This window comes from Cryptosporangium minutisporangium, assembly GCF_039536245.1.
GTDB classification, from domain to species: Bacteria; Actinomycetota; Actinomycetes; order Mycobacteriales; family Cryptosporangiaceae; genus Cryptosporangium; species Cryptosporangium minutisporangium.
On sequence record NZ_BAAAYN010000006.1, the window covers coordinates 1 to 24,645 of the forward strand.

Sequence of the window (24,645 nt, forward strand, 5' to 3'; positions counted from 1 at the left end):
GGACATCCGGCCACCCTCCCCGCCGCTCGCGGTAGCGCCGCCGGCTCTCTGCTGGTCTCCTCACAGGTCTCTCACCTTTGGACAGTGGGCCGAACGCCGATGTGTGGCGTGCTGAACATTCGTTGATGTAGGGGTGAACGATTGGCCGCGGAGTTCGGTGGTTCGGTGGCGGCGTCCGCCGTGGAGGAGTTACATAGCCGTGCGCCGAGCGGAGGAGTTCGCATGTCGTTGTCCCGGCCCGCTGGTTCGCCGGGCCCCGGCGGGCGCCTGGTCGACGTCGGGGAGCAGCGGCTCTGGGTCCTGGAGTGCGGCGCCGGGCCGGCCGTGGTGTTCTGCCACGGCTTCCCCGGCCTGGGGTACAGCTGGCGGCGACAGTTGCCGGTGCTCGCCGAGCACGGGTTCCGGGCCGTCGCCCCCGATATGCGCGGCTACGGCGGCAGCGACCGCCCGGCCGATCCGGGCTCCTACGACCGACGCAGCACCGTCGCGGACATGGTCGGGTTGCTGGACGCCCTCGGCATCGAGCAGGCGGTGTTCGTCGGCCACGACTTCGGTGCCGGGCTGGTGTGGGACCTGCCCCAGTGGGCGCCGGGGCGAGTACGCGGCCTCGTCGTGCTCAGCGTGCCGCGGGCCGCCCCGGGACGGGCCCGCCCCACCGACGTCTACGCCGCGGTCGGCGCACGCCACTTCTTCCACCTGCACTATTTCCAGCAGGCGGGCGTCGCGGACGCCGAGCTCGACGCCGCTCCCGAAGCGTTCCTCCGTCGGGTGTTCTGGGCGCTGGGCGGCGGCGGGAGCTACGCCGACGTCTTCAGCCACCCGGCGCAGGGCAACGGCTACCTCGACGTACTCCCCGAAGCGCCACCGCTGCCGTGGCCCTGGCTCCCGCGCGACGAGTTCGACGTCTACGTGGATGTCTTCGGGCGTACCGGTTTCACCGGCGGGTTGAATTGGTACCGGGCCGCCGATCACGTCTGGCGGGAGAAGCTCACCCGCCCGGACGAGCCGGTGACCGTGCCCACCCTGTTCGTCACGGGCAACCGGGACCCGGTTGCGCTGATCATGGGCGAGGCCGCGCTGCGCGCGATGCGGGAGAGCGTCCCCGGCCTACGCGGGGTGCACGTCCTGCCGGGAGCGGGCCACTTCGTGCAGATGGAGGCGGCCGACGAGGTCAACCGGCTCATGCTGAATTTCCTCGCCACCCTGCGCTGAGCGCCACTCTTGATTTCAAGCGTGGTTGAGGTTTTAGCGTCGCTCCATGAACACGATCGTCGCTGCTCGGGCCGGGAGACGTGAATGGGCCGGGCTGGCCGTGCTCGCGTTGCCCACCGTGATGGCCTCGCTGGAACTGACCATCCCGAACCTCGCCCTGCCGGCGATCTCGCAGGACCTCTCGCTCACCAGCGCGCAGTCACTGTGGATCGTCGACATCTACGGCTTCCTCCTCGCCGGCTCACTGATCACGATGGGAACGCTCGGCGACCGCATCGGCCGCCGTCGGCTACTGATGATCGGATCGACGTTGTTCGGCGTCGCCTCCGTGCTCGCCGCCTACTCCACCAGCGCTGAGATGCTGATCCTGACCCGGGCGCTGCTCGGCCTCGCCGGTGCGACGCTGATGCCGGCCGCGCTCTCGCTGGCCGCCTCCCTGTTCCGGGATCCCCGGCAGCGGACGGTGGCGATCAGCATCGTCATCGCCAGCGTCGCAGGCGGCACCGCGATCGGCCCGCTGATCGGTGGCTGGATACTCCAGCACTTCTGGTGGGGCGCGGTGTTCCTCATCGCGGCGCCGGTCACCGTACTCATCGTCGCCCTCAGCCCGCTCCTGCTGCCGGAGCACCGCGAGGAGCGGCCAGGCAGGATGGATCTGGCGAGCGCCGCGTTGTCGCTGGTGGCCGTGCTCTCGGTGATCTACGGCCTCAAACATCTGGCGGCCGGCGGTCTGGACGCCGTGTCCATCGGATCCCTCGTGATCGGTCTGCTCCTCGGGGCCTGGTTCGTCCACCGGCAGCACCGCAGCAACCCGCTGGTCGACCTCCGGCTGTTCCGCTCCGCCTCGTTCAGCGTCTCGCTGAGCACGCTGCTGTTCGGTGTCTTCGTCCTCTTCGGTGCGAACTTCTTCCTCGCGCAGTACCTCCAGTTGGTATTCGGGCTCTCGCCGCTGCGCGCCGGGCTGTGGACCGTGCCGTCGGCGTGCGGCGTCATCGTGGGTTCCATGCTCGCGCCGATGCTCGTGCGCCGGGTGCGCCCGGGATACGTGGTCGGTGCCGGTCTGGCACTCTCTGCCGTCGGATTCGCGGTGCTGACCCTGGTGGTGCCGGGTACCGGGCTCCCGCTGCTGGTGGTCGGCTCCGTCGTCATCTCGCTCGGCCTCGGGCCCATGATGACGCTCACCACCGAGCTCGTCGTCGGCTCCGCACCACCGGAGCGGGCCGGCGAGGCTTCCGCCCTGTCGGAGACGGCGCCCGAGCTGGGCGGCGCACTCGGCATCGCGATCCTCGGCAGCGCCGGTACCGCCGTCTATCGCGCCCAGATGGCCGATACGGTCCCACCCGGCCTGCCGGAGGACGCGACGCGGGCCGCGGAGGAGACCTTGGGCGGCGCCGTCTCGGCCGCCGAGCAGGTGCCGGACCCGGTCGGCGATCAGCTGCTCGACACCGCCCGAGAGGCCTTCACCGACGGGCTGCACCTGATCGCCGGGATCAGCATCGTCGTGCTGGTCGCCACGGCGGTCGGGATCTCGGTCCTGCTCCGCCACATCCGTCCCTCTAACGAGTCGGAGCAGGGGAGAGAGGTCACGGGAGCGTCAGCGTCACGGCGATCGCCGGGCCGAACGCCACGCTCAGCAGGTACACCACGGTGAACAGTCCCAGCGCCTCCGCCCGGGAGGAGGCGGGGACGACCGCGGTGGCGCGGACGGCGAGAGCGCCCTGACCGGTGGCGGCGGCCAACGAAGCGGTAGCCATCGCGGCCAGCAGCAGCGGTACGGCGGTAGCGACCGCGGCCACCAACGGTGCGGCGACACCGGCGGCGAGAAGGGCGGCGACCACCACGCGGGGCGACACCCGGGCGGACACCGCGACCAGGAACGCCGAGCAGAGACCCCCGAACAGGTAGGGAGCCAGCAGCACCACCCCGGTATGCGCACTCGTCCAACCGGTGTGGGACTGCAGCAGGTCCGGTGCGGCGTACAGCAGGGCGAAGTTGCCCACGCCCAGCGCGAAAGCCAGCGCGCACGCCGCCAGGAACCGCGGGTTGCCGATCAGGACGGCGGGCACGGCGCCGTCGGGCCGGGAGCGTACCCGTGCGGCCACGAGCAGCAGCAACACGACGGCGGCCGGTCCGGCGGCGAGCGGTCGGTGCGGAACGACGACCAGCGCGGTGACGAGCAGGGCCAGCAGGACCATGCCGAGCCCGTCGAAGGGCGTCCGCGCCTGCTCCGGCGCGGTACCGCCCCGGCGGGTCGCGGGGACCGCCAGTACCGACAGCAACGGCAAGGCGAGCGCGGCCCGCCACGAGAACACGTCGGCGACGAGCGCACCGACCAGCGGTCCGGTGGCACCGACGACCGCCAGCGACGCGGTCGCAACGCCCATCCGCCGGGCCGAGTCGGCCAGGCTCATCGCCGCGATCGTCAGCCCGGCCGAGCCCAGCGCCTGCACCGCGGCGCCCACGACCAGCACCGGCAGGACCGGGGCCAGCACGATCAGCAGAGTCCCGGCGGACAGCAGTGCGGCCGAGGCGGTCAGCAGGGCCGGCAGCCCGCGGCGGGCCGGCAGCGCGGCCAGCAGCGCGGTTCCCAGCGCGATGCCCCAGCCGAAGGCGGCCACGGTCAGGGCAGCCGCGCCGGGTCGCACGGCCAGGGCCCGCGCGACGTCGTCGACGATCAGCGCCGGCGCGGCGATCCCGAACGACAGTGGACCGGCCAGCACCGCGAGCCAGGGCGTCGACACCCGGCGCGCAGCCGTCGGGGCGGTAGAGACGGTCACGGGACGCTCCTTCGATGTCGGGTCGCGTCCAGCCTGGTGACGCCACTTACGGTCGACTGACCGTCGGCTGACCCGCGCCGGGCCGGGGCCCCCGGCCGGTTACCGTTGCGTCGTGCGATTCGGGGTGCTCGGCACGGTGGCGGTGTGGACGTCGGCGGGCGCCGCCGTCGCCGTGCCCGGCCTGAAGGTCCGGGCGTTGCTGGCCGACCTGCTGGTGCACGAGGGGCGTCCGGTCTCCGCCGACCGGCTCGTCGAAGACCTGTGGGCCGAAGGGGCGCCCGGCAAGCCGCTCGGAGCGTTGCAGGCCAAGGTGTCGCAACTGCGCCGGGCACTGGAGACCGGCGAGCCCGGTGGGCGGGAGCTGGTCGGGTTCGACGACGTCGGGTACCGGTTGCGGGTCGCCGCCGAAGCCGTCGACGCCGGCCAGTTCGGCGCCCTGCTCGCGCGCTCGCGGGTGCAGCCGGAGCCGGCGCGGCGGGTCGCCCTGCTGACCGAGGCACTGGCCCTGTGGCGCGGTCCGGCCTACGCCGACTTCGCCGACGAAACGTTCGCGCGCCCGGCCGTCGAGCGGCTCGGTGAGCAGCGGCTGACCGCCCTGGAGGACCTCGCCGAGGCGCGGCTCGCGCTCGGTGAGCACACCGTGCTCGCCAGCGAGCTGGCCGACCTCGTGACCGAGCATCCGTGGCGCGAACGCCTGCGGGCGGCGTATCTCCGCGCGCTCTACGGCTCGGGACGCCAGCGCGAAGCGCTCGCCGCCTACGAGCGGTTCCGCGACGACCTGCGCGACGAGTTTGGCCTGGATCCGGGCCCGGAGCTGGTCGAGCTGCACCTGGCGATCCTGCGGCAGGACCCCTCCCTGCGACCGCAGACGTCGTCGCCGATCCGGGCCAGGACCAACCTGCCCGCCCCCGCGTCCACCGGGCCGCACGGCGGGTTGATCGGGCGCGGCGAGGCGGTCGAGGCCGTGCGCGAGCGGTTGGCGGACGAGCGACTGGTGACCCTGACCGGCCCCGGTGGAGTGGGCAAGACGCGGTTGGCGGTCGAGGCGGCGCGCACGCTCGCCGACCGGTTCCCGGACGGCGTCTGGATCGTGGAGCTGGCCGGGCAGCCGGCCCGTATGGAGCCGGCAGCGTCGGCGTCGATCGCCGCCGCGGTCGCCGACACCATCGACATCCGCGAGGACAGCGCGCCGGGCCTGCCAGGGGATCGGTCGCGGGACGCCACCGAGCGGCTCGTCGACGCGCTGCGTGACCGGCGGGCACTGCTGGTGCTGGACAACTGCGAGCACGTCGTCGTGCCGGTCGCCCACCTGGCCGAGAAGCTGCTCGGTGCAGCCGCCGACCTGCGGCTCCTCGCCACCGGTCGGGAGCCGCTCGGCGTCGCGGAGGAGGCCACGTTGCCGGTGCCGCCGCTGGCGCTGCCCGAGCCGCAGGCCACGGTGGAGCAGGTGGCGCAGGCCCCCGCGGTGCGGCTGTTCCTGGCCCGCGCCCGCGCCGCCGAGCCGCGCTTCACCCTGGACGCCGCCACCGCCGCCACCGTCGCGACGATCTGCCGACGCCTCGACGGCGTACCGCTGGCGTTGGAGCTGGCCGCGTCCCGCCTGCGGGCACTGGACCTGGCGGAGCTGGCGGCCCGGCTCGACGACCGGTTCCGGTTGCTGTCGTCCGGCCGGCGTACCGCACCGCCGCGTCAGCAAACCCTGCGTGCCGTCATCGACTGGAGCTGGGAGCTGCTGTCGGATCCTGAACGGGCGGTGCTTCGACGGCTGGCCGTCTTCGCCGACGGCGCCACGCTGCCCGCCGCCGAGCAGGTGTGCGCCGGCGGGGAGGTGTCGCCCGAGGACGTTCTCGACGTGTTGGCACGGCTGGTCGACCGCTCCCTCGTCAGCGTGCGGCACGGCGAACACCCGCGCCGCTATCGGCTGCTGGAGACCGTCGCCGCCTACGGCTCCGAGCAGCTCGAACGCGCTGGTGAGACCGTCGCGACGCGCCGCGAGCACGCGGATTTCTTCGCCCGCGTCGCCGACGACGCCGCACCGCGGCTGCGCGGCCACGACCAGCACGCCGCGCTGCGCGAACTCGACAGCGACAGCGCGAACCTGCGGGCTGCGCTGGACGCCGCGGCGATCCACGGCTGGGCGCACCAGGGCCTACGGCTGGCCACCTCGCTGGCCTGGTACCGGCTGTTGCGGGGCCGCCTCCGCGAGGCCGGACCGATGTTGCGGACGGCAATGGAGACCGCGCCGAACGGCGAGGGCGACGCCGCGCCCGAGGCGCTGCGGCTGCGTGCGTCGATGTGGCTGGTCGCCATTGCCACCAGCGACGGCGATCCGGCCGCGCCGCGACAGCGGGTGCTCGACCGGTACCCGGCCACCGACGCGCAGGGCCGGGCGTTCGCGCAGTGGCTGTTCGCCTTCACGCTGCGCGGCTCCGGCGACGCAACCGAGGCCGCGCGCCTGGTCGACGCGGCGCTGGCGACGTTCCGCGCGGCCGGCGACCGGTGGGGGATCGCGGCGGCCCTGGCCATCCGGGTCGAGCTGGCGCTCGTGCACGGTGACCTCTCGACCGCGCAGCACGACTGCGAGACCAGCCGCTCGTTGTTCGTGCAGCTCGGCGACTCCTGGGGGCAGGCGCACTCGACCACCCTGCTGGGCACCCTGGCCGAGATCCGCGGCGACTACGCGGCCGCCGGAGCGTCGTACCGCGAGGCGCTGCGTATCGCCGAGCATTTGCGGCTGTGGACGTCGGTGTCCCGGCAATTGGCCAGCCTCGGCCGGTTGGCGCTCCTGACGGACGACCACGAGGACGCCGTGGCGTACCACGAGCGTGCGCTGCGGTTGGCCGAGGAGCAGTCGAACCGGTCCGCGGCCGCGTTCGCCGGCACCGGCCTGGCGATGGTCGCCCGCCGACGCGGCGACCTCGACGACGCCGAGTTCCGCCAGCGGGGTCTGCTCGACTGGAACCGCCAAGCCGGTTACCTGCCGGGCTGCGCGCTCGCGCTGGCGGAGCTGGGATTCGTTGCCGAGCAGCGCGGTGACGCCGCCGCCGCCGAACGTCACCACCGCGAGGCCCTCGATGCCGCGCGTGCCACCGGGGACCGCCGGGCCGTCGCCCTGGCGATGGAGGGCCTGGCCGGCGCCGCCAGCCTGGCCGGCGAGCACCCGCATGCCGCCCGTCTGCTGGGTGTGGCCGGAGCGCTGCGCGAGGCGGCAGGCTTCCCGCTGCCGGCCGGGGAACGCTACGACGTGGATCGGATCACCGCGCGGGTTCGCGCGGCGCTCGGGGCCGACGAGTACGCCGCCGAACTGGGGCGTGGCGCGCGGCTGGGTCCCGACGATCCGGCGGTGACGGGAGATGGTCAGCGCACCGTCACCGCACGGTAAGTCCCCTCGGCACGGTGGAGGAAACCGAACCGAGGAGACCTCCATGCGACGACCGGCAAGCAGGATCGCTGTCATCCACTACTCCGCCACGGGCACCGTGCACCGCCTCGCGCAGGCCTTCGTGGACGGTGCCGCCGACGCGGGTGCCGAGGTGCGCTTGCGCCGGGTAGCAGAGCTGGCCCCTGACCACGTCATCGACGCGAAGCCGCAGTGGCGGGCCCACCTCGACACCACCGCCGACATCCCCGTCGCGACCCTGGACGACCTGCGGTGGGCCGACGGGTACGCGTTCGGTACGCCGACCCGGTTCGGCAACGTCTGTTCCCAGCTGCGCCAGTTCCTGGACACCACCACCGCGCCCTGGCAGGCCGAGGAGTTGGCAGACAAGCCCGCCACCGGCTTCACCGCCAGCTACGAGGAGCACGGCGGCCAAGAGGCGACGCTGCTCAGCCTCTACCAGACGTTCCACCACTGGGGATCCATCGTGCTGCCCGCCGGTTACGTCAACTACGACGTCAGTCATGCCGCGGGCGGCAACCCGTACGGGGTGAGCCTGGTGGAGAGCCGTGCCGCCCGCGAGCCCGGCTACCTCGAGGCCGTGCTGGAGGCGGCCCGGCACCAGGGCGCCCGACTCGCCCGTACGGCGGCGGCGCTGGCGGACCTGCGGGCCCGCGTGTGACCCGTGCGTCGGCAGGTCGTGCCCTGGCCGCGTTCAGCGGCCGGGGCGGCCGAGCTGCGGTCAGCTGGTTCGAATGCCGGCGAGGCCGGCGGCGACGAGTTGCCGTATTTCGGCCAGGCGCAGCAGGTGGGCGACCGCAACATAGACGGCGGTGCTGACGACGCCGGCTGCGGTGAGGGTCACCAGGGCGGCGCTGTAACCGGTGTCGATCATGGGGGTGAGGGCGAAGGCGGTGACGGCGCCGCAGCTGACGGCGATCCCGGCTGCGACCGCGACCCGCGCGTGGGTGTGGAGCAGCCGGTGACCGTCGATGCGGCCGAGGCGGCGGCGCAGGATGGCGGCGGCGGCGAGGAATCCGACGGTGTAGGCGGCAGCGTAGGCGAGAGGGATTCCGACGACGATGGTGGCGCGGGGGAGCAGCCAGGTCGCGACGAGGCAGCCAGCCACGCCGATGACGGTCACGCCGGTGGCGATCAGTGCAGGGGTCCTGGTGTCCTGGAGGGCGTAGAACCCGCGTTGCAGGATCATGTAGCCGGTGAACGGCAGGAGGGCGACCCCGAAGGCTGCCACCACAGCTCCCAGGAGGGCGATCGCCGACGACGAGCTTCGGCCGTGGGCGAACAGCAGTGTGGCGATCTGCGGACCGAGTACGAGCATGATCGCCGCGATCGGGGCGAGAGCCACCGCGGCGAGCCGCACGCCCTGGGACAAGTCTGCGGTAATCCGGGCGTGGTTGCGGTGGGCCGCGTTACGACTGAGCCGGGGCAGCAGGGCGGTCATCACCGACAGGGCGATCACCGCGAACGGCAGGTGGAATACCGCGAGCGCGTTCTGATACGCGCTGATGCCGCCCGGTCCGCTGGTCGACGCGGTGCGCGTGGCGACCGCGATCAGGACCTGCGCGGCGACGACGGACACGAGCACCCAGCCGGCGAGCCGGCCGACGCGGCGGAGGCCGATGCCGCGGAGGTCGAGCCGCGGGCGTAACACGAAGCCCGTGCGGGCCAGCGCCCACACCACCAGAGTCATCTGGGCTAGAACGCCCGCGGTGGTACCGACCGCCAGCAGCAGCACGTGCGTGGCCGTCATCGACGCGATGTCGCTGGCGCCACCGATCAGCAGGTAGATCACCCCGACGGCGATCACGATCACGCTGTTGAACAGCGGTGCCCACATCGGTGCGGCGAACCGGCCCCGAATGTTGAGCACAGCACCGGCGGTGGCGCTGACGCCGTAGAACAAAATCTGCGGCAGGAAGAACCGGCTGAACGCGACCGCCAGTTCGCGCTGCTCGCCGGTGAAGCGGGGCGTATAGATCTCGACCAGCCAGGGCGCCGAGATCATCGCCACCACGGTGACGGCCCCGAGTCCGTAGACGATCAACGACAGCAGCCGCTGGGCATAGACGAGCCCGTCATCGGGTTCGGTCAGCGCGGCACGGGCCAGCAGCGGCACTACCACGCTGGCCATCGCGCCACCGACGACGACCTCGTAGACGGCGTTGGGCAGCGTATTCGCCACGTTGTAGCTGTCGAGCAGCCTGCTCCCCAGGCCCAGCGCTGACGCCAGCACGACGACGCGCAGGAAGCCGACGGTCCGCGATGCCAAGGTCGCCACTGCCATTCCGCGGCTCGCGCGCCGGACGGAGAATGCCTCTGCCATGCCGATCTTCTTAGCGCAGCGTCGCACCCTCCTCGGGCGGCTTCTGCGTAGGTATGCCCAGCTCAGCGAGTGATGTAGAGCGCTCGACAGGCGAACTGAATCGATCTAGTTAGCGTCCCAGCCGTTCCGGTTCTTCCAGCCCCACAACCCGGCGTTCTGGGTCTATCTGTTCGGCGTCGGGGCCGGATCGGTGACCCTGGTGAAGTACTTCTCCCACGCCATCGGCCCTTACACCGTCGCGTTCAGCAGCGGGGTCGTGCTGTTCGGGCTGTATCTGGTGCCGTGGTTGCTGCTCCTGCGACGGCACAACCGGTACACCGCGCAGCCGGCCGGCCTGCTCGCGGCCGCGTTCGTCTGGGGTGGGATCGCGGCGGCGTTCTGGATCGCGCTGCCGGCCAACGGTGCTTTGCTGGAGATCTGGTCCAAGGTCCTCGGCCGTCCTCTACACCTACGACAACGCGCAGGCGACGTTCGGCGTCGGCCAGCTCGGTTCGTCGCTCTACATCTTCGGGATCCGTGGGGCGGCCGGCATCGTCTCCCACGCCCTGTTCAGCGCGATCTTCTGCGCCGGCGTGATGTGGATCCTCAGCCGGGTGACCGGCGAGCGCAACGTCGCCCGGGGCCTGCTGACCTGCCTGGTCGCGATGGCGTTCCACTTCTCCTGGGACGACGTGTCCGGGCTCGCCTTCGGCAACGAACTGCTGACGATCGTGCTGCCGTGGCTCATCCTGGCCCCGATCGAGCTGGCGGTGCTGTTTACGTCCTGCGGCAGGCGTCCGGGACCGAGCGGGCCTGGACCCCGGGACCTGCTCGGCCCCGAGGTCGAAGCCGGGGTCGTCGACCCCGAGCTGCTGACCGCGGTCAGCGGCCTGCGCAAGGACCGCACGCACTACCGCAAGCAGCTGCACAGTCGCCGCCGGGCCGCGCATCTGATCGAGGGCGCGAGCGACCTCGCGCACGAGATCGCGACCGCCCGAGGAGCCGAGACGCCGCGCGTCGAGCACGCCCGCGCCGAACTCCTCCGCCTCCGCGGATCCTGACCGCCGGTGGGGCTTCCGCAGAGCCGGAAGCCCCACCGTCTCGGTCTCAGTGCGGTCGCTCCGGCCGCGTCAGAACGCGACTGACCAATCGCGAGGGTCGTGCGCTTGCTCCGACCGACGGTCGCTACAGTGCGCTGCCGTGACCGCACCGGATGTCGATCGCCGTCCCGCCCGGTCCCGTCGGGTGGTGCTGGCCGCCGCGGTCGTGCTCTGCGTCCTCTTGCTGCGCGACGTGGCAGCCGGCCGGTGGCTCTCGCCCGCACTGGCCGGTCTGGCCGGTTGTGTTCCCTGGCTCTGCGCCGGATCGCTGGGGCGCGCGGGGCGCCGGGCCGGGTGGTTCGCGGTGCCGGTACTGGTCGGGGCCGTGCTGTGGTTCGGCTCCTCCTGGTTCCTGCCGGAGGAGCGGCCTCCTCCGACGCGCTACACCACCGTGATCGTCGTCGGGTCGAAGTCCACGACGCCACCGCAGGGGAACGTGGCCGAGCCCATGTACACGCTCCGGGAGGCGGAGTCGCCAGCGGTGAGGGCAGCCGCTCCGTCTCGCCCGCAGCCGGTGGCGGACGCGATCGGGGCGGGCGCCGCTGTGCTGGCCCTCGTCGGCATCGGGCTCGTCCGGCCCGTCCGTCTGCGCGAAGTCCGGCGCCCGATCTGGGACGTGCGGGAGGTACTGCTGATCGGAGTGGGCGTCGCGCTGGGCTGGGTGGGCCGGGCGGAGTGGGCGGGTCGGCCGGACCGAGCCGGTGCCCCGGAATGGTGGGTGGGAGCCGTGGCGCTGGGACTGGTCGCGCTGGCGCTCTGGCTGGCGCGCTCCGGGCCGCCGGGGGACCGGCCGAGGTGGCTCGCCGGGGCGACACTCGGGCTGCTGGCGGTCGCTCTGGGGCTCGGGTTGCGGGCCGCGTGGGTCACGCCACCGGCCGATCTCGGCGTCCCCGTGCCGGGCGTCCTGATTCTGGTGGCGTTCGCGCTGGTGCTCACCGCGCCGCTCGGGACGGCCGTGCGTGCGGCCCGGCGTTGGCTCGCGGGGAACGGGTAGGCCCGGTCGCGCCATTACGGTGACTTCCACACGTCTGTGGGGGAGTGATGGTCATGGAGATGCCGTCGTGGTGAGCCAGCGAGAGCGCAGCGAGCGCACGATCGCTGCGATCCTGGAAGCCGGCCGGGCGTTGATGACCGAGGCCGGGTACGCCGGCGTGACGGTCGACGACGTGACGGCCCGGGCCGGAGTGGCCAAGGGGGCCTACTACCACCACTTCTCCTCCAAGCAGACGCTGCTCGACGCGGTGGTCGACCAACTCCAGGGCGAGATCGCCGACGAGTTGCGAGCGGACCGGCGTCCGGAGCCGTTGTCGAGCGACGATCTGGCCGCGGCCCTGGAGGGCTACCTGAGGCGCGCCGCCGACCCCGCGCGGCGGCGGCTGGTGCTCGTCGAGGGCCCGGAGGTCCTGGGCTGGGAACGCTGGCGCGAGATCGACGACGCCCATTTCGCCGGCATGACGCACGCGGCGCTCGAGGCGATTCTCCCGGCGGGGACCGACCCGGAGCGGGTGTCGGCGGCGACACGACTGCTGCTGGGCGCGGTGATGGAGGCAGCGCTGGCGACTGGGCGCGCTCCGGAGCCCGATCGGGCGGCGCGGCGGTACGGCGAGGTGCTGCGCGATCTGGTGGCGGGTCTGGCTTCGCCCCATAAAACCGACTGACAGTCGGTTATGCTTTGTAGGTACCAGTTCACGGCGCGCGAACCCAGGAGGTGTCGATGTCCGGAGTACTGGCCCAGACAGAGGTCACGGTGCAGCGTGAGGTGCTGCAGAAGGTGTTCGACCGCTACCACGCGGCCTGGGAAGCGAAAGACCCCGACGCGATCACCGCGCTCCACACCGAGGACTCCACCTTCGCCCTGCGGAGCGGTGGCGCGCGGGTGCAGGGCCCGGCCGCGCTGCGGCAGCACTTCGCGCACATCTTCGTGGAGTTCCCGAACTACCGGTCCGAGGTCGACCGGCTGCTCCTCGGCGACGGTCACTGGGTCCTGGAGTGGACGATGGTGGTCGAGCTGCCCGCCGCCGCGGGCGGCACCTTTACCGCCCGCATTTCCCTGGTCGACGTGGTCGACGTGGACGAGACCGGTCTGGTCACCCGCAAGGACGTCTGGGTCGACGGCGTGCAGCAGGCCGCCGCCTACCGGCTCGCGGGCAAGCCCCTCTAAACCTAAGGCGCGCGCCGCGCGTGACTATCTGTCGTCGGCGGCTACCACCGATAGTCGCGCGCGGCCAGGGGAGGCCCAGGGATTGTGGCGCCACCGATGTGGGTAGGTCATTACGGTCGGTGACAACCGGGTGCATCGGCCTACCTGATCGGAGCCGCGGCTGATCGGCGCGGCGCACCAGTGGAGGCGCCCGATGTTCCCGGACGAGCTGAACCGTTGGGTCTTGACAGTCCTGCCCGCCGTCAATCGAGAGATCCTCGCGGGGCGAGAACCACCGGAGTTGTTGGCGGCTCGGCTCGCCGGCGGGGTGCTGGCGGAGCTACCGGCTCCGGAGCGGATCGAGCCGGAGGTCGCGCGACGGCTCACCACCCTGCTGGGCCTCATCGGTGCATCCGTCGCGCGCCACTTCCAAGAGCACGACGTGACCCGCAAGGAGCGGCCCGCGGACGCGTTCGCGGAGCTGCGGGTCGGCCCGGAGGACACACCGTTCCTCAGCTACTTCCCACGCCTCGCGGCGGCGACCGGAGCCGAGCACCCCGACCGGGACTGCTACGCGTCGCTGGTTAGGTGGAACGCCCCGACGGTGGAGATACGGTTAGGCGAGTCGGTCTTGGCGGTGCTGCCGGGAGTGTTCGGCGACGGCCGCGTCCGCTCCTACACCGGCGACGCGGGAGAAGAGGGCTTCTTCGCCCTGCTGAAGGACTCCGAGGCGCTCGAACTGGCCGCCAACGACGCAGTCCAGCCCATGGCGGACGGGGCCGTGGACGTCGTTTCCGGGGAGGCCCTCGACCGGGTCGCGCACGCGACCCTCCTGCTGGCTGCCCTGCGGCAGCTGAACATGGACTACGCCAACCGGCCGGTCTCGGCCGGTGGCCTGCGTCCGGATCACTTCATGGACGTCTTCCGCCAATTCGCGGTGCACTGGACACCGGGCGACGTACCGCCCAGCGGCGCGCAGGATCCCGAGTTCATCCGGCGTGATTTCCTGCTCGGCGTCGCCTGGCCGGGCTACCCCGAGCATCTACGCCGGATCGACCCGGCGTTGTTGGCGGCCGAGCGCGTCGAGCTGTGGGGTCAGCTAGACGCGGATTCGCTGCCCACCCTCCTGTTGCGGAGGCTCGGGCTGTCGAGCGACAGGCTCGAGGAAGCCTCCGCCGACGAGCTGCGCGACCTGGTGTCCCGGTACCCCGCGCTCGCGTCGTGGTACTTCCTCCTCGCGACCAACGCGCGGTACGCATCCACACACCTGCTCCTCGCCGAGCGGTTCCTCTTCCGTCCGCAGCGGCAGCGGGACGCGGACGGCCGCGGCGATCGTGAGCTGGTGTCCAACCGCCGGGGCACCACCGGGATGGACCGCCCGCTGTTGCGTCAACTGGCCGACGCCCGCCGCGGCCACATGCTGGCGACGCTCGCCCGGGTGCCGGCGTCCGAGCTCGCGCGGCTGGCCGGTCTGCCGCCGGTGGCGCGACTGACCGACGCCGACGTCGCAGATATAGTGCATAAAGGTGCTTAATACCCTTTACGCGGTAGAAACTCCACGAGAAGATGATTCGGTCAGCCGACACGTGGGCGGGGGGAGGCCGGATGGTCGGCCGAGCCATGAGGCGCTGGCCCATCGGGGCGGCTTGTGCGGTCGTGCTGGCGGTGAGCGCCGTGGTGGTGGCGTCGGGCTCGCTGCCTCTGCCGGTGGTGATGCTGACCGTGGTGAACCTCGTCGTGCTGGCCGGACTGTGTCTGCTGCTGGTGTACGCGGTGGCGGGACGCGGCCGGGCCTGCGAGCGGGCGGAGCGCGCCGAGGCGGAGGCACGCGAGAGCAACAGCCGGCTGTTCCAGGTCATCGACAACACCTCGGCCGTCATCTACCTGCGCGACCGGGACGGTCGGTACATCCTGGTGAACCGGCAGTACGAGGCGTTGTTCGACGTCAAACGCGAGAACGTGGTCGGGTTGACCGACCACGACCTCTTCCCGACGCCGATCGCGGACGGCTTCCGCGCCAACGATCTCAAGGCGTTGGCGTCGCCCACCGCGATCCAGATGGAGGAGACGGCGCCGCACGCGGACGGGCTCCACACCTACGTCACCGTCAAGTACCCCATCACCAACGCCGCCGGGGAGCCGGTCGCGGTCTGCGGGATCTCCACCGACATCACGGACTTGAAGCGGGCAGAGGAAGAGGTTCGGCGTCTCAATGCCGAGCTCGAGCAGCGCGTTCTCCACCGCACGACCGAGTTGGAGGCGTCCACGAGGGAGCTGGACGCCTTCGCCTACTCGGTGTCCCACGATCTCCGCGCGCCGCTACGCGCGTTGGACGGTTTCAGTCAGGTCCTGGTCGAGGACTATCACGATGCGCTCGACGAGACCGGCCGGGACTACCTTCGGCGGATCCAGGCCGCCACCGTGCGGATGGGCCAGCTGATCGACGACCTGCTCGACCTTTCGCGTGCGACCCGAGTCGAGATCAGCCGTGAGCCGGTCGATCTCCGGCGGATCGCCGGTGAACTCATCGACGAGCTGCGCACCGCTGAGCCGGACCGGGAGGTCCAGATCGAGGTCGCCGATCCGCTGATCGCCACCGGCGACCCCCATCTGCTGCGGCTGGTGCTGCAGAACCTGTTGGGGAACGCGTGGAAGTTCACCGGTCGACGGACCGCCGGGCGGATCGAAGTCGGCGTCGCCGAGCAGGACGGTGTACCGGTTTATTTCGTGCGGGACAACGGCGCCGGGTTCGATCCGCGGTACGCGGACAAGCTGTTCGTGCCGTTCCAGCGGATCCACTCCGCTCAGGAGTTCCCGGGCAGCGGCATCGGTCTGGCGATCGTCTCGCGCATCGTGCGCCGCCACGGGGGAGAGGTGTGGGCCGAGAGCCTTCCGGATCAGGGCGCCACGTTCTCCTTCACGTTGACGCCGCTCGCGAGGGCGGCGACGCGACCCGCCGAGAGTGAACCGGAGGCCGTGTATGGGTGAGCCCAAGATCCTACTGATCGAGGATAATCCGGACGATGTCGCGCTGACGTTGCGGGCGCTGTCGAAGAACAACATCCGCAACGAGGTGGTCGTGGCCGAGGACGGTGCCGTCGGGCTGGCGCAGCTGCTGCCCGAGGACGGCTCGAAGCCGCTGCGACCGGCGCTGACCTTGCTGGACATCAACCTGCCCAAAGTCAGCGGCCTGGAGTTGCTCCGCCGGGTGCGGGCCGACCCGCGCACCCGATCGCTGCCGATCGTCGTGCTGACGACCTCCAAAGAGGAGCGGGACCTGGTCGAGAGCTACCAGCTGGGGGCGAACAGCTTCGTCCGCAAGCCCGTGGTCTTCAACGAGTTCGTCGAAGCGACCCGCGTCCTCGGGGTGTACTGGCTACTGCTCAACCAGCCGCCCCCCACGGTGGACGAGGACGACCGGCAGCCGTGAGCCACCCCATCCATCTGCTCATCTGCGAGGACAGCGACGACGACGCGCTCCTGATCGTGCGGCGCCTGCGACGCGACGGCCTGGAACTGAGCTACCACCGGGTCGAGACCCGCGCGGAGGCCGCCGCGGCGCTGCAGGAACGTCGGCCCGACGTGGTGATCTCCGACGTCAACATGCCGGCCTTCAGCGCCGAGGAAGCCCTCCAGCTGCTCCGGCAAGCCGGGCTCGACGTGCCGTTCATCCTGGTCTCCGGCCAGGTCGGCGAGGAGTCAGCGGCTGCGCTGCTCCGCGCGGGCGCTCACGACTTCGTCCTGAAGGACCGGCTGGCCCGGCTCGCACCGGCTGTGCAGCGAGAGCTACGTGAGGCCGAGGGACGGCAGCAGCGACGCGCCGCGGAGGAGGCGCTGCGGGGCAGCGAGCAACGATTCCGGCTGCTGGCCGAACACGCCCAGGACATCATCTTCCGGTTCCGCGTGCATCCCGAGGCGGAGGTCGAGTACCTGAGCCCGGCCACCGCGCTGATCCTGGGCCGGCCCGCCGCGCAGCTGGTCGGCGACCCCGAAGAGTTGTTCAGCCTCGTCGACCCCGGCGATCGGAGCCGGATCGAGGGCTCGTGGAGGTCCGCCGATCCGGCGCCGCTCGCGGTGCGGTGGCGTCGGCCCGACGGCACCGCCGTCTGGACCGAGCAGCGCGCCATCGGCGTCCGCGACGGGAGCGGCCGTCTGCTCGCCGTCGAGGGGATCCTCCGGGACATCACCGAGCAGGTCTCCGCCCGCGAGCAGCGCGAGCAACTGGAGCGGCAGTTGCGGCAAGCCGAACGCCTGGAAGCGGTCGGCCAGCTGGCCGGCGGTGTCGCGCACGACTTCAACAACCTGCTGGGCGTGATCATGGCCAGCGCCGACGTGGCCGCGTACGACCTGCCCGAGGATCATCCGATCCAGGCCGAGCTGGCCAGCATCGAGCGAGCCGCCGAACGCGGCGCCGCGCTCACCCGGCAGCTGTTGGTTTTCAGCCGGTCCGAACCGCCCCAACTGGAGACGCTCGACCTCAACGCCGTCGTGGGTGACACCGAACAGCTGCTGCGACGCACGATCGGCGAGGACCTCGATTTTGTCACCCGGCTCACCGACGACCGTCCGCTGGTGTGCATGGATCGCACCCGGCTCGAACAGATCCTGGTCAACCTCGTCGTCAACGCCCGCGGGGCGATGCCCGACGGCGGCCAACTGACGATCACCACCGCGATCGTCGTCGACGAAACGCAATGCCCGGTCCGGCTCAGCGTGGCCGATACCGGCTGCGGCATGACCCCCGAGGTGATCCAGCGCGCCTTCGAGCCGTTCTTCACCACCAAGGGTCCCGGTAAGGGAACGGGGCTCGGACTCTCGACCGTCTACGGGGCGGTGACCGAAGCGGGCGGCGAGATCACGATCGACTCCACTCCGGGAGTCGGCACCACGGTCCGCGTCCTGCTGCCCCGCGCGGAGCCCTCGCGGGACGAACAGGAGACGCCACCGCACCGGCCGCCCGACCGCGGGCGGGACGAGACGGTACTCGTGGTGGAGGACGCCGAGGACCTTCTGCTGCTCGTGCAGCGCATCCTCACCCAGGCCGGCTACTGCGTGGTGGACACCTCGTCGCCGGCCGAAGCCCTCCGGATCGCGTCCGAGCGCCCGATCGATCTCGTCCTCACCGACGTCATCATGCCGGACATGTCCGGACCGGAACTCGCCGCAGGGCTCCAGGCCCGCGATCCGGCGCTCCCGATCCTCTTCATGTCCGGCTACTCGGCCGGCTCCTGGCCCGGCGGCGGCACTCTTCCGCCCGACACGCAGCTCATCCACAAACCGTTCACCCGGCAAACGTTGCTCAGCCAGGTGCGGGAAGCGCTCGACGCGGCGCAGTCGTCACCGCCCGGCAGCCTTCCGAGCAGGGCCACGATCCACCCCTGACTTCACGGTCTCCACTGGACTTCAACGCCGATGGGTGGTTCGGACCGGGAGCTCGCGTGGCCGGGTCGGCGACGAAGAAGCGTCTCGGTGCGGTCCAACAACTCGGCGTTCTTGAAAGGCTTGGCGATGTAGTCATCCGCGCCGGAAGCGCGGGCGGCAGCGGCTTCGGCGTGGGTATAGCGGGCGGATATCAGGAGTATCGGCAGATCCGCGGTTTCGGGCCCGGCCTTGAGGTGTCGGCAGATGTCCAACCCGTCGACGTCGGGCAGGTGCGGGTTCATCACCAGCACGTCCGGTGGAGCGCTGCGTATGCATTCCAGCGTTTCCGGGCCGGTGGTGACCAGGTGGGTTCGGTACCCGGCCCGGGTGTAGATCAAGTTCAGCCCGAACGCGATCTGAGGCTCGTTCTCGGCAACCAGCACGGTGGCCATCGCTGTTCCGATCCGATGCGGCGGAATTCGTTGGAGCACAGGCCTGACGAGACCGCGCTTTGCGCCGTGGATGGGACGCCCCTGTGTAATACCGACATTACTCTATGGGATCGGCGGGGTCCTGTTCCCGGTCGCCGACACCGTTCGGGCGGTACAGCGGTCGCGGATTCGCCCCCGGATGGCCACCTGCCGTTCGGCACTCCCGAGTAGGGAGTGCTAGATGATGATGAGAGGTGCCGGCGACGGGTCGCGCCGCACGCTGGAGCATGCGCGGAGGGGGAGAAGGATGGCGTTCGCGATCACGATGCTGCCGACGATCGCTGGCCACCGGTGGGTGACGGTCGAGGGACCGGTCGACGCGTCGACGGCAGCGGACGTGCGTGGTCTGCTCCGGACGGCGATCGACAGGCCGGCCCGACGGTTGACGATTGATCTCCGCGACGCCCAGGTGATCGACGAGGCCGGTCGCACCGTGCTGGACGAGGCGGTGGCCTCCGCCGAGCGTGCCGGCATGCAGGTGGACACGATCGCGCCGGCCGCCGCACTCACCGCGTCTTGAGCTGGGAAAACTAACCCGGGCGGAGGTCGGTGACCGGCGCGCCGTACTCGGTCCGCAGACGCTCGGCGATGAGCGAGCGGTGGCACGCCTCCGGATCGCGCTCGACGCAGAGGAGAGCGGTCGCCGAGTCGCCCGGGAGCCCAGCCAGGAGCGCGCCGAGGTCGAAGCGGTCGAGGATCTCGCTCGTGTAGCGCTCGGCGTACTCGGGCGCCAGCACGGCGCGGTTGCGCTTGCCCACGCCCCGGCGGTCGTCCTCGCGGTACTGGAGCTGGCGCATTTCGGTCGTCGGCGCCAGCTCCTTCACGTGCCGGTACCCGACGCCCGCCGCGGCGAGCGCGCGCTGGAGCCGCGCCGCGTTCGCCCAGGAGTAGTCGGGCCCGCGCACGCCTCGTCGCTGCCGGACGTCGAGCAGCAGGTGGACGTCCGCGTGTCGCAGTCGTCGTAAGAAGGACTCGCCGTCGAATCCGTACACGCCGATCGTCGCGATCCTGAACACCGGGAACCACCCACCTGCCTGCTCGTGCCGGGTCGACCGGCTATCCCGACCTCATCCGACGGCGGTTCCCTCGAGCTCGACCAACAGGTCGGGAATCGCGAGCCGGGTCACCCCGAGCATCGTGGTGGTCGGCGCCACCCCGGCGGCGCCCAACCGCGACGCCAGCACGCCGTAGTGCTCGAAGAGCCGATCGACGTCGGTCGTGTAGACGTTGAGCCGGACGAGGTTCGCCAGCGACATGCCGGCCTCGCCGAGCACGGCCTCCACGTTGTCGAGGCTCAGCGCCAACTGCGCCGCCATGTCATCGGCGTGCTGGGGCTTGCCGTCGTCGCTCATCGCGGTCTGTCCGGAGCAGTACAGGGTCCGGGTGTGCCCGGAGACGACCTCACCCTGGTTGTATCCCAGCTGCACCGACCACGTCCACGGGTTGACCGCTGATCGATCCACAACCATCTCGGCTCCATTCGTCGGAAGTGTGGGCGCGAAAGCGCGAACCCACGTGCCGGTGAGCCTCGCAGCGAATCACGACATCCTGTGTCGTGTATTGCTGGCACACTTTTTGGTATGCGCGCCGACCGGTTGGTCTCGCTGGTGCTGCTGCTGCGCCAGCGCGGTCGGCTGTCCGCGGCGACGCTGGCCCACGAGCTGGAAGTGTCGACCCGCACCGTCCTGCGCGACATCGAGGCGCTGTCCGCGGCCGGCGTCCCGGTCTATGCCGAACGCGGCCGGCACGGCGGGTTCGCGTTGTTGCCCGGTTTCCAGACCGAGCTCACCGGGCTGAGCCACGACGAGGCGCTCGCATTGCTGATCGCCGGCTCGCGGCGCGGCGCGCAGGCCTTCGGTCTCGGCTCGGCGCTCGCTTCGGCCATGCTCAAGGTCGTCGACGCGCTCCCCGAGAGCTACCGGAACACCGCGGCCGGCGCGGCCCAGCGATTGCTCATCGACCCGGAGACCGACCTTCTCTCGCGGCGGCTGGTCACCGAGGAGGTGCCCGACACCGTCGTGGCGGAGGTGCGGCGTGCGGTGTTCGCCGGGCACAAACTGCGCATTCACTACGCGGCCAAGGGCAAGGCGCCGCAGTGGCGCACGGTGGACCCGATCGGACTGGTGACCGTGCGCGACCAGGGCTACCTGCTGGCCACGAGGTCCGGCGCGGACCGCACCTACCGGCTGTCCCGGATCGTGGCCGCCGAGGAAACCGCCGAACCCGCGGAGCGACCGGACCGGGTGGATCTGGACCGGACCTGGCAGGAGCGCAGCACGCGGTTCCGGACCGGCGGCGACCAGGTCACCGTGCTGGCACGGGTGAACCCGACGCGCCGGGAGGAGCTGGTGGGCACCGCCCTGGCCGTCCTCACCGAAGAGGCCGAAGAAGCCGACGCGGACGGCTGGCTGCGGATGGAGGTGACCTTCCAGGATCCCCGACACGCCGAGTGGGCGCTCTGGCAGCTCGCCACGAACGCGGAGGCCCTGGCGCCGCAGTGGTTGCGGACCGCCCTGCGCAACCGCGCCGCGGCGATCGCCGCCGCGTACGAAGCATCGTCCGAGAGCTGATGGGCGGGGTCTTCGCCGCGTACGGGTACGTCAATCGGCGCCGACCGCGGCCTCGGCGGCCTTGCGAAATCCCTCCGCTTCGAGGTGGAGATACCGTCGTATTCGACGACCGTAGAGAGCGGCGACGAGGCCGGCGAGCCGCCCGGACTGCCGAATGCGAAGGTCGAGCCGCGAGCCGCTGCCGGTCGGGGTCACGATGTGCTCCCCGATCGACGTCACGCCGCCGGACGTCGACTCCCAGACGAACATCCGCCCGGGCTCGAGCGCGGTGACCTGCCAGCGTGCCGGGCGCAACCGAGGCTGTTCGACGTCGGCCTGGCTGCCCACCTGTAGTGCCCCGTCGTCGAGCCGCCGGACGGCGGTCACTGACGAGGCGATTCGGGGCCACCCCTCGATATCGGTGGTCAGGCCCCAGACGGTCTCGGGCGGAGCGTTGATCGTCACGGAAGTCGCGTAGTCCATCCACGACATGTACCATTCGGTACATGTCCGGGACAACCCCCAAGCAGCGATTGCTCGACGCCGTCGTCGATGCCGCCCTCGACGAGGGGATCAGTGACCGAAGCCTGCGCGCCATCGCCGAGAGTGCCGGTACCAGCCACCGCATGCTGATCCACCACTTCGGATCCCGCGAAGGGCTGCTCACCGAGGTCGTCAAAGCGGTCGAGCAGCGCCAACGGGACGCACTGGCAGACTTCTCCAGCGGCGACGCCGATCCGGTCGACGCGGCGAAGGCGTTCTGGAAGCACCTCTGTGCACCACAACTGGCCGCGCAGGAGCGCCTGTTCTTCGAGGTCTACGGCCAAGCCCTCCAGGGCCGGGCGTGGGCCGAGTCGCTGGTCCCCGGGGTGGTCAGTGACTGGATCGGTCCGCTGTCCCAACTGCTGGCCGCCGGCGGCGTCGCCTCGGAACAGGCACCGGTCCACGCGCGTCTCGCGCTGGCCGTCACCCGCGGGCTGCTCCTGGATCTCCTCGCGACCGGAGAGGCCGACGCGGTCGATGAGGCGATGGCGCTGTTCGCCCGCATGGTGAACGGACCCGACCCGAGCTAGCGCGACGACACCTCACAGCGAGCCACTCACCGCAGGAACGACGTCGTCCAGTTGGCCTTGTCGTCGGGGCCGTCGACCAGTCGCACCGACCGCGCCACCTGTTGCGTGGCGGCGGGGTCGAGCACGGGTTTCGCCTCGGGCACCAGGATCACGGAAGCCGCCGCCACCAGGTCCTGCCCGGTCGGACGCAGCACGATCGGTGGATCGGACGCCAGGTTGCTCCGCCTATCGCCGGTCAGCACGGTCCCGCGAAACACGTACGGCCTGTTCGTCGACACCGACTCCGAATCGTTGGTGGCCGAGACGGCGATCCATCGGTCGTACAACCACTGGCCGCGCGGTGCGAACGTCAGCTCCGCGGCGTAGACGCCGTCGGGCCCCCAGGCGGTGGCGGTATGGGCGTGGGCCAGCCCGGCCGGGGCTTGGACGGTGAACGCCATCCGCACGGTGGTGTCCTGATCGGTCCGCAGTGTCCTGGCCAGTTGAAGGGCGAGGTCGATCGGCTCCGACGAGTCGTAGACGGTCAGGAAGGCCCAGGCGTTCGGCGCCCAGAACCAGAGCAACCGGCCGCTGCGGTCGGGTTGGCCGACCCGGCCCGGAATCCAGTGACTGGCGGCCCCGTCCGCATAGATGGGCGCCGTGGTCTGGGCGGGCACCCTGTCGTCCGGCAAGACCTGCCCGGTGCCGTAGACCTCGATGGTCGCGATCGGCAGGAACTGGGACTTCCCCTGCTCGTCCTTCTCCGTGCGCAGCAGCGTGATGCGCTGGTAGGCGCGATCGGACTCGGTCTCCACCCGGGTCACCCCGTCGGGGCGCCAGCCGAGCGCGAGCTGGAAGCGCGTCGGGTCGAACCGGAACGGAGGGTTCTGATTCTGCTGCTGCTCCGGCGCAGCGGTCGCGACGGGAGCGGGTGTGCTCCGGATGACCGGCAGGATCCCCGCCACCACCCCGACGGCGACGGCCAGCACGCCGGCGACCAACAGACCGGCCCGGCGGCGTTGGCGGCGTCGCTTCGCGCCGGTGATCGCCCGCCGCGGGTCGACTCGGCTGGGCGGCGGCTCCTCGGCCACCAGGTCCCGCAGTAGCGCTCCAGCGCCCCAGTCTTCCATCTCGTCAGCTCCTCGTCGCCGCGGCGGCGGTGTTCTCGGTCAGTGCCTCGCGCAGCTTGGCCAGGCCTTTGGCGGCCTGGCTCTTCACCGTTCCCTGAGCGCAGTGCAGCGTCTCGGCGGTCTGCTCGACCGAGAGGTCGCAGTAGAAGCGCAGGACGACAACCGCGCGCTGGCGCGGCGGTAACTCGCGGAGCGCTGCCTCCAACGCCAGGCGGTTGGCCAGGTCGGGCTCGGCCGCCGCGGCGGAATCCGGTGGGCGGTCGAGAAGGACGACGCGACGCGCCCACGCCGTGCGCTGCTCGGTCAGGAAGACGCGGACGAGCATCGTCCGCGCGTACGCGGCCGGCTGCCGGGCTTGCGCCGCCCTCCGCCAGTGCAGGTACACGCGCTCCAACGTCGCTTGGACGAGGTCATCGGCCCGGTGCCAGTCCTGGCAGAGGAGGTACGCCACCCGCCGCAGCCCAGGCAAAGCCTGCTCCACGTACGCCAGGTACGCCTCGTCGTCATCGGTGTCCACCCAACCTCCCGTGCCACTGGTCTCACTGGGTTGATGCGGACGGGTCACCCATCGGTTGCCCGGTGTCGGTGCCAGTAGCCGGCTGAGCGTCCCCCTCGTCGAAGGGTTCGTCGCTCCACCGCCACCAGGCCTCGACTGACGCCGGAGGCGAATTGCGTTGGGAGAGCAAGGATCGATGCGTGCGCAATTTGACCTGCTACAGCCTGCGTAACTGCACACGCGCTCAGCAGCCCACCCTGCTGCCGGGACCTTCGCGTCGACGTTCGTGCAGGCGCAGTCTGGCCAGCATGTCGCCGATCACCAGGCGGGTGTCGATCCTGGTGTAGACGCGTCGCGGACCGCGCGAGGCGGTGGGCGGTGTGGTCTCGAACGTGCTCGACGCGTCGTCGAGCACGGTGCCGATCAGCGGTGCGCTGTCGCCGAGTGGCCAGACGGCGTCGACGTGCAGCCAGTCGGGGAGGGGATGCGCCGGTGCGGGAGCCGCCGACCCAGGCCGGCGTCATGCGGGTCGCGATGTCGGGTGCGCTGGCGAGGGCGGTGGCGACGTTCGTCAGCGGCCCGCCGCAGACGACGACCAGGGGGAGCGGGTCGTCGCGGCGGGCTTCGGCGATGAT

General features: G+C 71.3%; 24 protein-coding genes. 15 read left to right on the plus strand and 9 right to left on the minus strand.

Translation table 11 applies throughout. The features are described 5' to 3' along the window. Nucleotides 1–222 precede the first annotated feature (222 nt). Both ABEB28_RS04750 and ABEB28_RS04755 read left to right on the plus strand, forming a co-directional pair. Complete coding sequence (locus tag ABEB28_RS04750; protein ID WP_345726725.1) at nucleotides 223–1,212, plus strand: alpha/beta fold hydrolase; 990 nt, start codon at nucleotides 223–225, stop codon at nucleotides 1,210–1,212. Nucleotides 1,213–1,258: 46 nt separating this feature from the next. Beyond that, nucleotides 1,259–2,863 (plus strand): MFS transporter, encoded by a 1,605-nt coding sequence (locus ABEB28_RS04755; RefSeq protein ID WP_345726726.1) that lies wholly within the window; start codon nucleotides 1,259–1,261, stop codon nucleotides 2,861–2,863. Here ABEB28_RS04755 and ABEB28_RS04760 read toward each other — a convergent pair. Then, on the minus strand, nucleotides 2,796–3,989 hold the full coding sequence (locus ABEB28_RS04760) for an MFS transporter (RefSeq protein ID WP_345726727.1): 1,194 nt from the start codon (nucleotides 3,987–3,989) through the stop codon (nucleotides 2,796–2,798). The two genes, ABEB28_RS04755 and ABEB28_RS04760, sit on opposite strands and share 68 nt — an antisense overlap. A gap of 112 nt (nucleotides 3,990–4,101) precedes the next feature. On the opposite strand from ABEB28_RS04760, the gene ABEB28_RS04765 reads away from it, so the two are divergent. Further along, complete coding sequence (locus ABEB28_RS04765) at nucleotides 4,102–7,371, plus strand: AfsR/SARP family transcriptional regulator (RefSeq protein ID WP_345726728.1); 3,270 nt, start codon at nucleotides 4,102–4,104, stop codon at nucleotides 7,369–7,371. A 43-nt stretch (nucleotides 7,372–7,414) separates the two neighbouring features. Beyond that, a complete protein-coding gene (gene wrbA / locus ABEB28_RS04770; protein ID WP_345726729.1) occupies nucleotides 7,415–8,050 on the plus strand; it encodes an NAD(P)H:quinone oxidoreductase in 636 nt (211 codons plus the stop codon). A 60-nt stretch (nucleotides 8,051–8,110) separates the two neighbouring features. Here the strand turns inward: wrbA and murJ are convergent, their stop codons facing one another. After that, complete coding sequence (gene murJ, locus ABEB28_RS04775) at nucleotides 8,111–9,673, minus strand: murein biosynthesis integral membrane protein MurJ (RefSeq protein WP_345727046.1); 1,563 nt, start codon at nucleotides 9,671–9,673, stop codon at nucleotides 8,111–8,113. Nucleotides 9,674–10,113: 440 nt separating this feature from the next. Here murJ and ABEB28_RS04780 point away from each other — a divergent pair, with 440 nt between their 5' ends. The 8 genes from ABEB28_RS04780 (at nucleotide 10,114) to ABEB28_RS04815 (ending at nucleotide 18,313) form a co-directional block, all read left to right on the plus strand. Continuing rightward, complete coding sequence (locus tag ABEB28_RS04780) at nucleotides 10,114–10,752, plus strand: PrsW family glutamic-type intramembrane protease (protein WP_345726730.1); 639 nt, start codon at nucleotides 10,114–10,116, stop codon at nucleotides 10,750–10,752. A gap of 139 nt (nucleotides 10,753–10,891) precedes the next feature. After that, entirely contained in the window at nucleotides 10,892–11,785 is an 894-nt protein-coding gene (locus tag ABEB28_RS04785) for a hypothetical protein (protein WP_345726731.1), read from the plus strand. A 67-nt stretch (nucleotides 11,786–11,852) separates the two neighbouring features. Further along, entirely contained in the window at nucleotides 11,853–12,449 is a 597-nt protein-coding gene (locus ABEB28_RS04790; RefSeq protein ID WP_345726732.1) for a TetR/AcrR family transcriptional regulator, read from the plus strand. Nucleotides 12,450–12,505: 56 nt separating this feature from the next. Further along, nucleotides 12,506–12,952 carry a nuclear transport factor 2 family protein gene (locus ABEB28_RS04795; protein ID WP_345726733.1) on the plus strand — a complete coding sequence of 149 codons (447 nt, stop codon included), beginning with the start codon at nucleotides 12,506–12,508 and terminating at the stop codon, nucleotides 12,950–12,952. A gap of 223 nt (nucleotides 12,953–13,175) precedes the next feature. Further along, nucleotides 13,176–14,465 (plus strand): hypothetical protein, encoded by a 1,290-nt coding sequence (locus ABEB28_RS04800; RefSeq protein WP_345726734.1) that lies wholly within the window; start codon nucleotides 13,176–13,178, stop codon nucleotides 14,463–14,465. A gap of 86 nt (nucleotides 14,466–14,551) precedes the next feature. Next, complete coding sequence (locus ABEB28_RS04805; RefSeq protein ID WP_345726735.1) at nucleotides 14,552–15,919, plus strand: sensor histidine kinase; 1,368 nt, start codon at nucleotides 14,552–14,554, stop codon at nucleotides 15,917–15,919. Then, the gene (locus ABEB28_RS04810; RefSeq protein WP_345726736.1) at nucleotides 15,912–16,361 is read left to right on the plus strand and encodes a response regulator; all 450 of its coding nucleotides are present in this window, start codon (nucleotides 15,912–15,914) and stop codon (nucleotides 16,359–16,361) included. The genes ABEB28_RS04805 and ABEB28_RS04810 overlap by 8 nt, the downstream gene beginning before the upstream one ends. After that, nucleotides 16,358–18,313, plus strand: a complete 1,956-nt coding sequence (locus ABEB28_RS04815; RefSeq protein ID WP_345726737.1) for a response regulator — start codon at nucleotides 16,358–16,360, stop codon at nucleotides 18,311–18,313. Before ABEB28_RS04810 ends, ABEB28_RS04815 begins: the two co-directional genes overlap by 4 nt. A gap of 2 nt (nucleotides 18,314–18,315) precedes the next feature. Here ABEB28_RS04815 and ABEB28_RS04820 read toward each other — a convergent pair whose 3' ends face one another. After that, the gene (locus ABEB28_RS04820) at nucleotides 18,316–18,744 is read right to left on the minus strand and encodes a response regulator transcription factor (RefSeq protein ID WP_345726738.1); all 429 of its coding nucleotides are present in this window, start codon (nucleotides 18,742–18,744) and stop codon (nucleotides 18,316–18,318) included. Between the two features lie 286 nt (nucleotides 18,745–19,030). Here ABEB28_RS04820 and ABEB28_RS04825 point away from each other — a divergent pair, with 286 nt between their 5' ends. Beyond that, entirely contained in the window at nucleotides 19,031–19,303 is a 273-nt protein-coding gene (locus tag ABEB28_RS04825) for an STAS domain-containing protein (RefSeq protein WP_345726739.1), read from the plus strand. A 10-nt stretch (nucleotides 19,304–19,313) separates the two neighbouring features. On the opposite strand, the gene ABEB28_RS04830 is transcribed toward ABEB28_RS04825, so the two are convergent. After that, nucleotides 19,314–19,799, minus strand: coding sequence for a DUF488 family protein, N3 subclade (locus ABEB28_RS04830; protein WP_345726740.1), 486 nt, complete (start codon nucleotides 19,797–19,799; stop codon nucleotides 19,314–19,316). Between the two features lie 51 nt (nucleotides 19,800–19,850). After that, nucleotides 19,851–20,246 (minus strand): RidA family protein, encoded by a 396-nt coding sequence (locus tag ABEB28_RS04835; protein ID WP_345727047.1) that lies wholly within the window; start codon nucleotides 20,244–20,246, stop codon nucleotides 19,851–19,853. A gap of 117 nt (nucleotides 20,247–20,363) precedes the next feature. Between ABEB28_RS04835 and ABEB28_RS04840 the strand changes: the two genes are divergently transcribed. Beyond that, on the plus strand, nucleotides 20,364–21,353 hold the full coding sequence (locus tag ABEB28_RS04840; protein ID WP_345726741.1) for a helix-turn-helix transcriptional regulator: 990 nt from the start codon (nucleotides 20,364–20,366) through the stop codon (nucleotides 21,351–21,353). Nucleotides 21,354–21,383: 30 nt separating this feature from the next. Here ABEB28_RS04840 and ABEB28_RS04845 read toward each other — a convergent pair whose 3' ends face one another. Further along, nucleotides 21,384–21,815, minus strand: a complete 432-nt coding sequence (locus ABEB28_RS04845) for an SRPBCC family protein (RefSeq protein WP_345726742.1) — start codon at nucleotides 21,813–21,815, stop codon at nucleotides 21,384–21,386. Between the two features lie 23 nt (nucleotides 21,816–21,838). Here ABEB28_RS04845 and ABEB28_RS04850 point away from each other — a divergent pair, with 23 nt between their 5' ends. Then, nucleotides 21,839–22,405 carry a TetR/AcrR family transcriptional regulator gene (locus ABEB28_RS04850; protein ID WP_345726743.1) on the plus strand — a complete coding sequence of 189 codons (567 nt, stop codon included), beginning with the start codon at nucleotides 21,839–21,841 and terminating at the stop codon, nucleotides 22,403–22,405. Between the two features lie 26 nt (nucleotides 22,406–22,431). Here ABEB28_RS04850 and ABEB28_RS04855 read toward each other — a convergent pair whose 3' ends face one another. The 3 genes from ABEB28_RS04855 to ABEB28_RS04865 all read right to left on the minus strand — a co-directional run bounded on the left by ABEB28_RS04855 (nucleotide 22,432) and on the right by ABEB28_RS04865 (nucleotide 24,425). Then, nucleotides 22,432–23,514, minus strand: coding sequence for a hypothetical protein (locus ABEB28_RS04855; RefSeq protein WP_345726744.1), 1,083 nt, complete (start codon nucleotides 23,512–23,514; stop codon nucleotides 22,432–22,434). A gap of 4 nt (nucleotides 23,515–23,518) precedes the next feature. Further along, nucleotides 23,519–24,031 carry a SigE family RNA polymerase sigma factor gene (locus ABEB28_RS04860; protein ID WP_345726745.1) on the minus strand — a complete coding sequence of 171 codons (513 nt, stop codon included), beginning with the start codon at nucleotides 24,029–24,031 and terminating at the stop codon, nucleotides 23,519–23,521. 223 nt (nucleotides 24,032–24,254) lie between these two features. Continuing rightward, entirely contained in the window at nucleotides 24,255–24,425 is a 171-nt protein-coding gene (locus ABEB28_RS04865; RefSeq protein WP_345726746.1) for a hypothetical protein, read from the minus strand. Nucleotides 24,426–24,645: the final 220 nt, after the last annotated feature.

Bases quoted from the DNA above. Each gene is read 5' to 3' on its own strand.
- wrbA (WP_345726729.1), top strand. From the start codon at position 7,415: ATGCGACGACCGGCAAGCAGGATCGCTGTCATCCACTACTCCGCCACG.
- ABEB28_RS04755 (WP_345726726.1), top strand. From the start codon at position 1,259: ATGAACACGATCGTCGCTGCTCGGGCCGGGAGACGTGAATGGGCCGGG.
- ABEB28_RS04845 (WP_345726742.1), bottom strand. From the start codon at position 21,815: ATGGACTACGCGACTTCCGTGACGATCAACGCTCCGCCCGAGACCGTC.
- murJ (WP_345727046.1), bottom strand. From the start codon at position 9,673: ATGGCAGTGGCGACCTTGGCATCGCGGACCGTCGGCTTCCTGCGCGTC.
- ABEB28_RS04840 (WP_345726741.1), top strand. From the start codon at position 20,364: ATGCGCGCCGACCGGTTGGTCTCGCTGGTGCTGCTGCTGCGCCAGCGC.
- ABEB28_RS04825 (WP_345726739.1), top strand. From the start codon at position 19,031: ATGGCGTTCGCGATCACGATGCTGCCGACGATCGCTGGCCACCGGTGG.
- ABEB28_RS04805 (WP_345726735.1), top strand. From the start codon at position 14,552: ATGAGGCGCTGGCCCATCGGGGCGGCTTGTGCGGTCGTGCTGGCGGTG.
- ABEB28_RS04810 (WP_345726736.1), top strand. From the start codon at position 15,912: ATGGGTGAGCCCAAGATCCTACTGATCGAGGATAATCCGGACGATGTC.
- ABEB28_RS04850 (WP_345726743.1), top strand. From the start codon at position 21,839: ATGTCCGGGACAACCCCCAAGCAGCGATTGCTCGACGCCGTCGTCGAT.
- ABEB28_RS04750 (WP_345726725.1), top strand. From the start codon at position 223: ATGTCGTTGTCCCGGCCCGCTGGTTCGCCGGGCCCCGGCGGGCGCCTG.
- ABEB28_RS04820 (WP_345726738.1), bottom strand. From the start codon at position 18,744: ATGGCCACCGTGCTGGTTGCCGAGAACGAGCCTCAGATCGCGTTCGGG.
- ABEB28_RS04795 (WP_345726733.1), top strand. From the start codon at position 12,506: ATGTCCGGAGTACTGGCCCAGACAGAGGTCACGGTGCAGCGTGAGGTG.
- ABEB28_RS04855 (WP_345726744.1), bottom strand. From the start codon at position 23,514: ATGGAAGACTGGGGCGCTGGAGCGCTACTGCGGGACCTGGTGGCCGAG.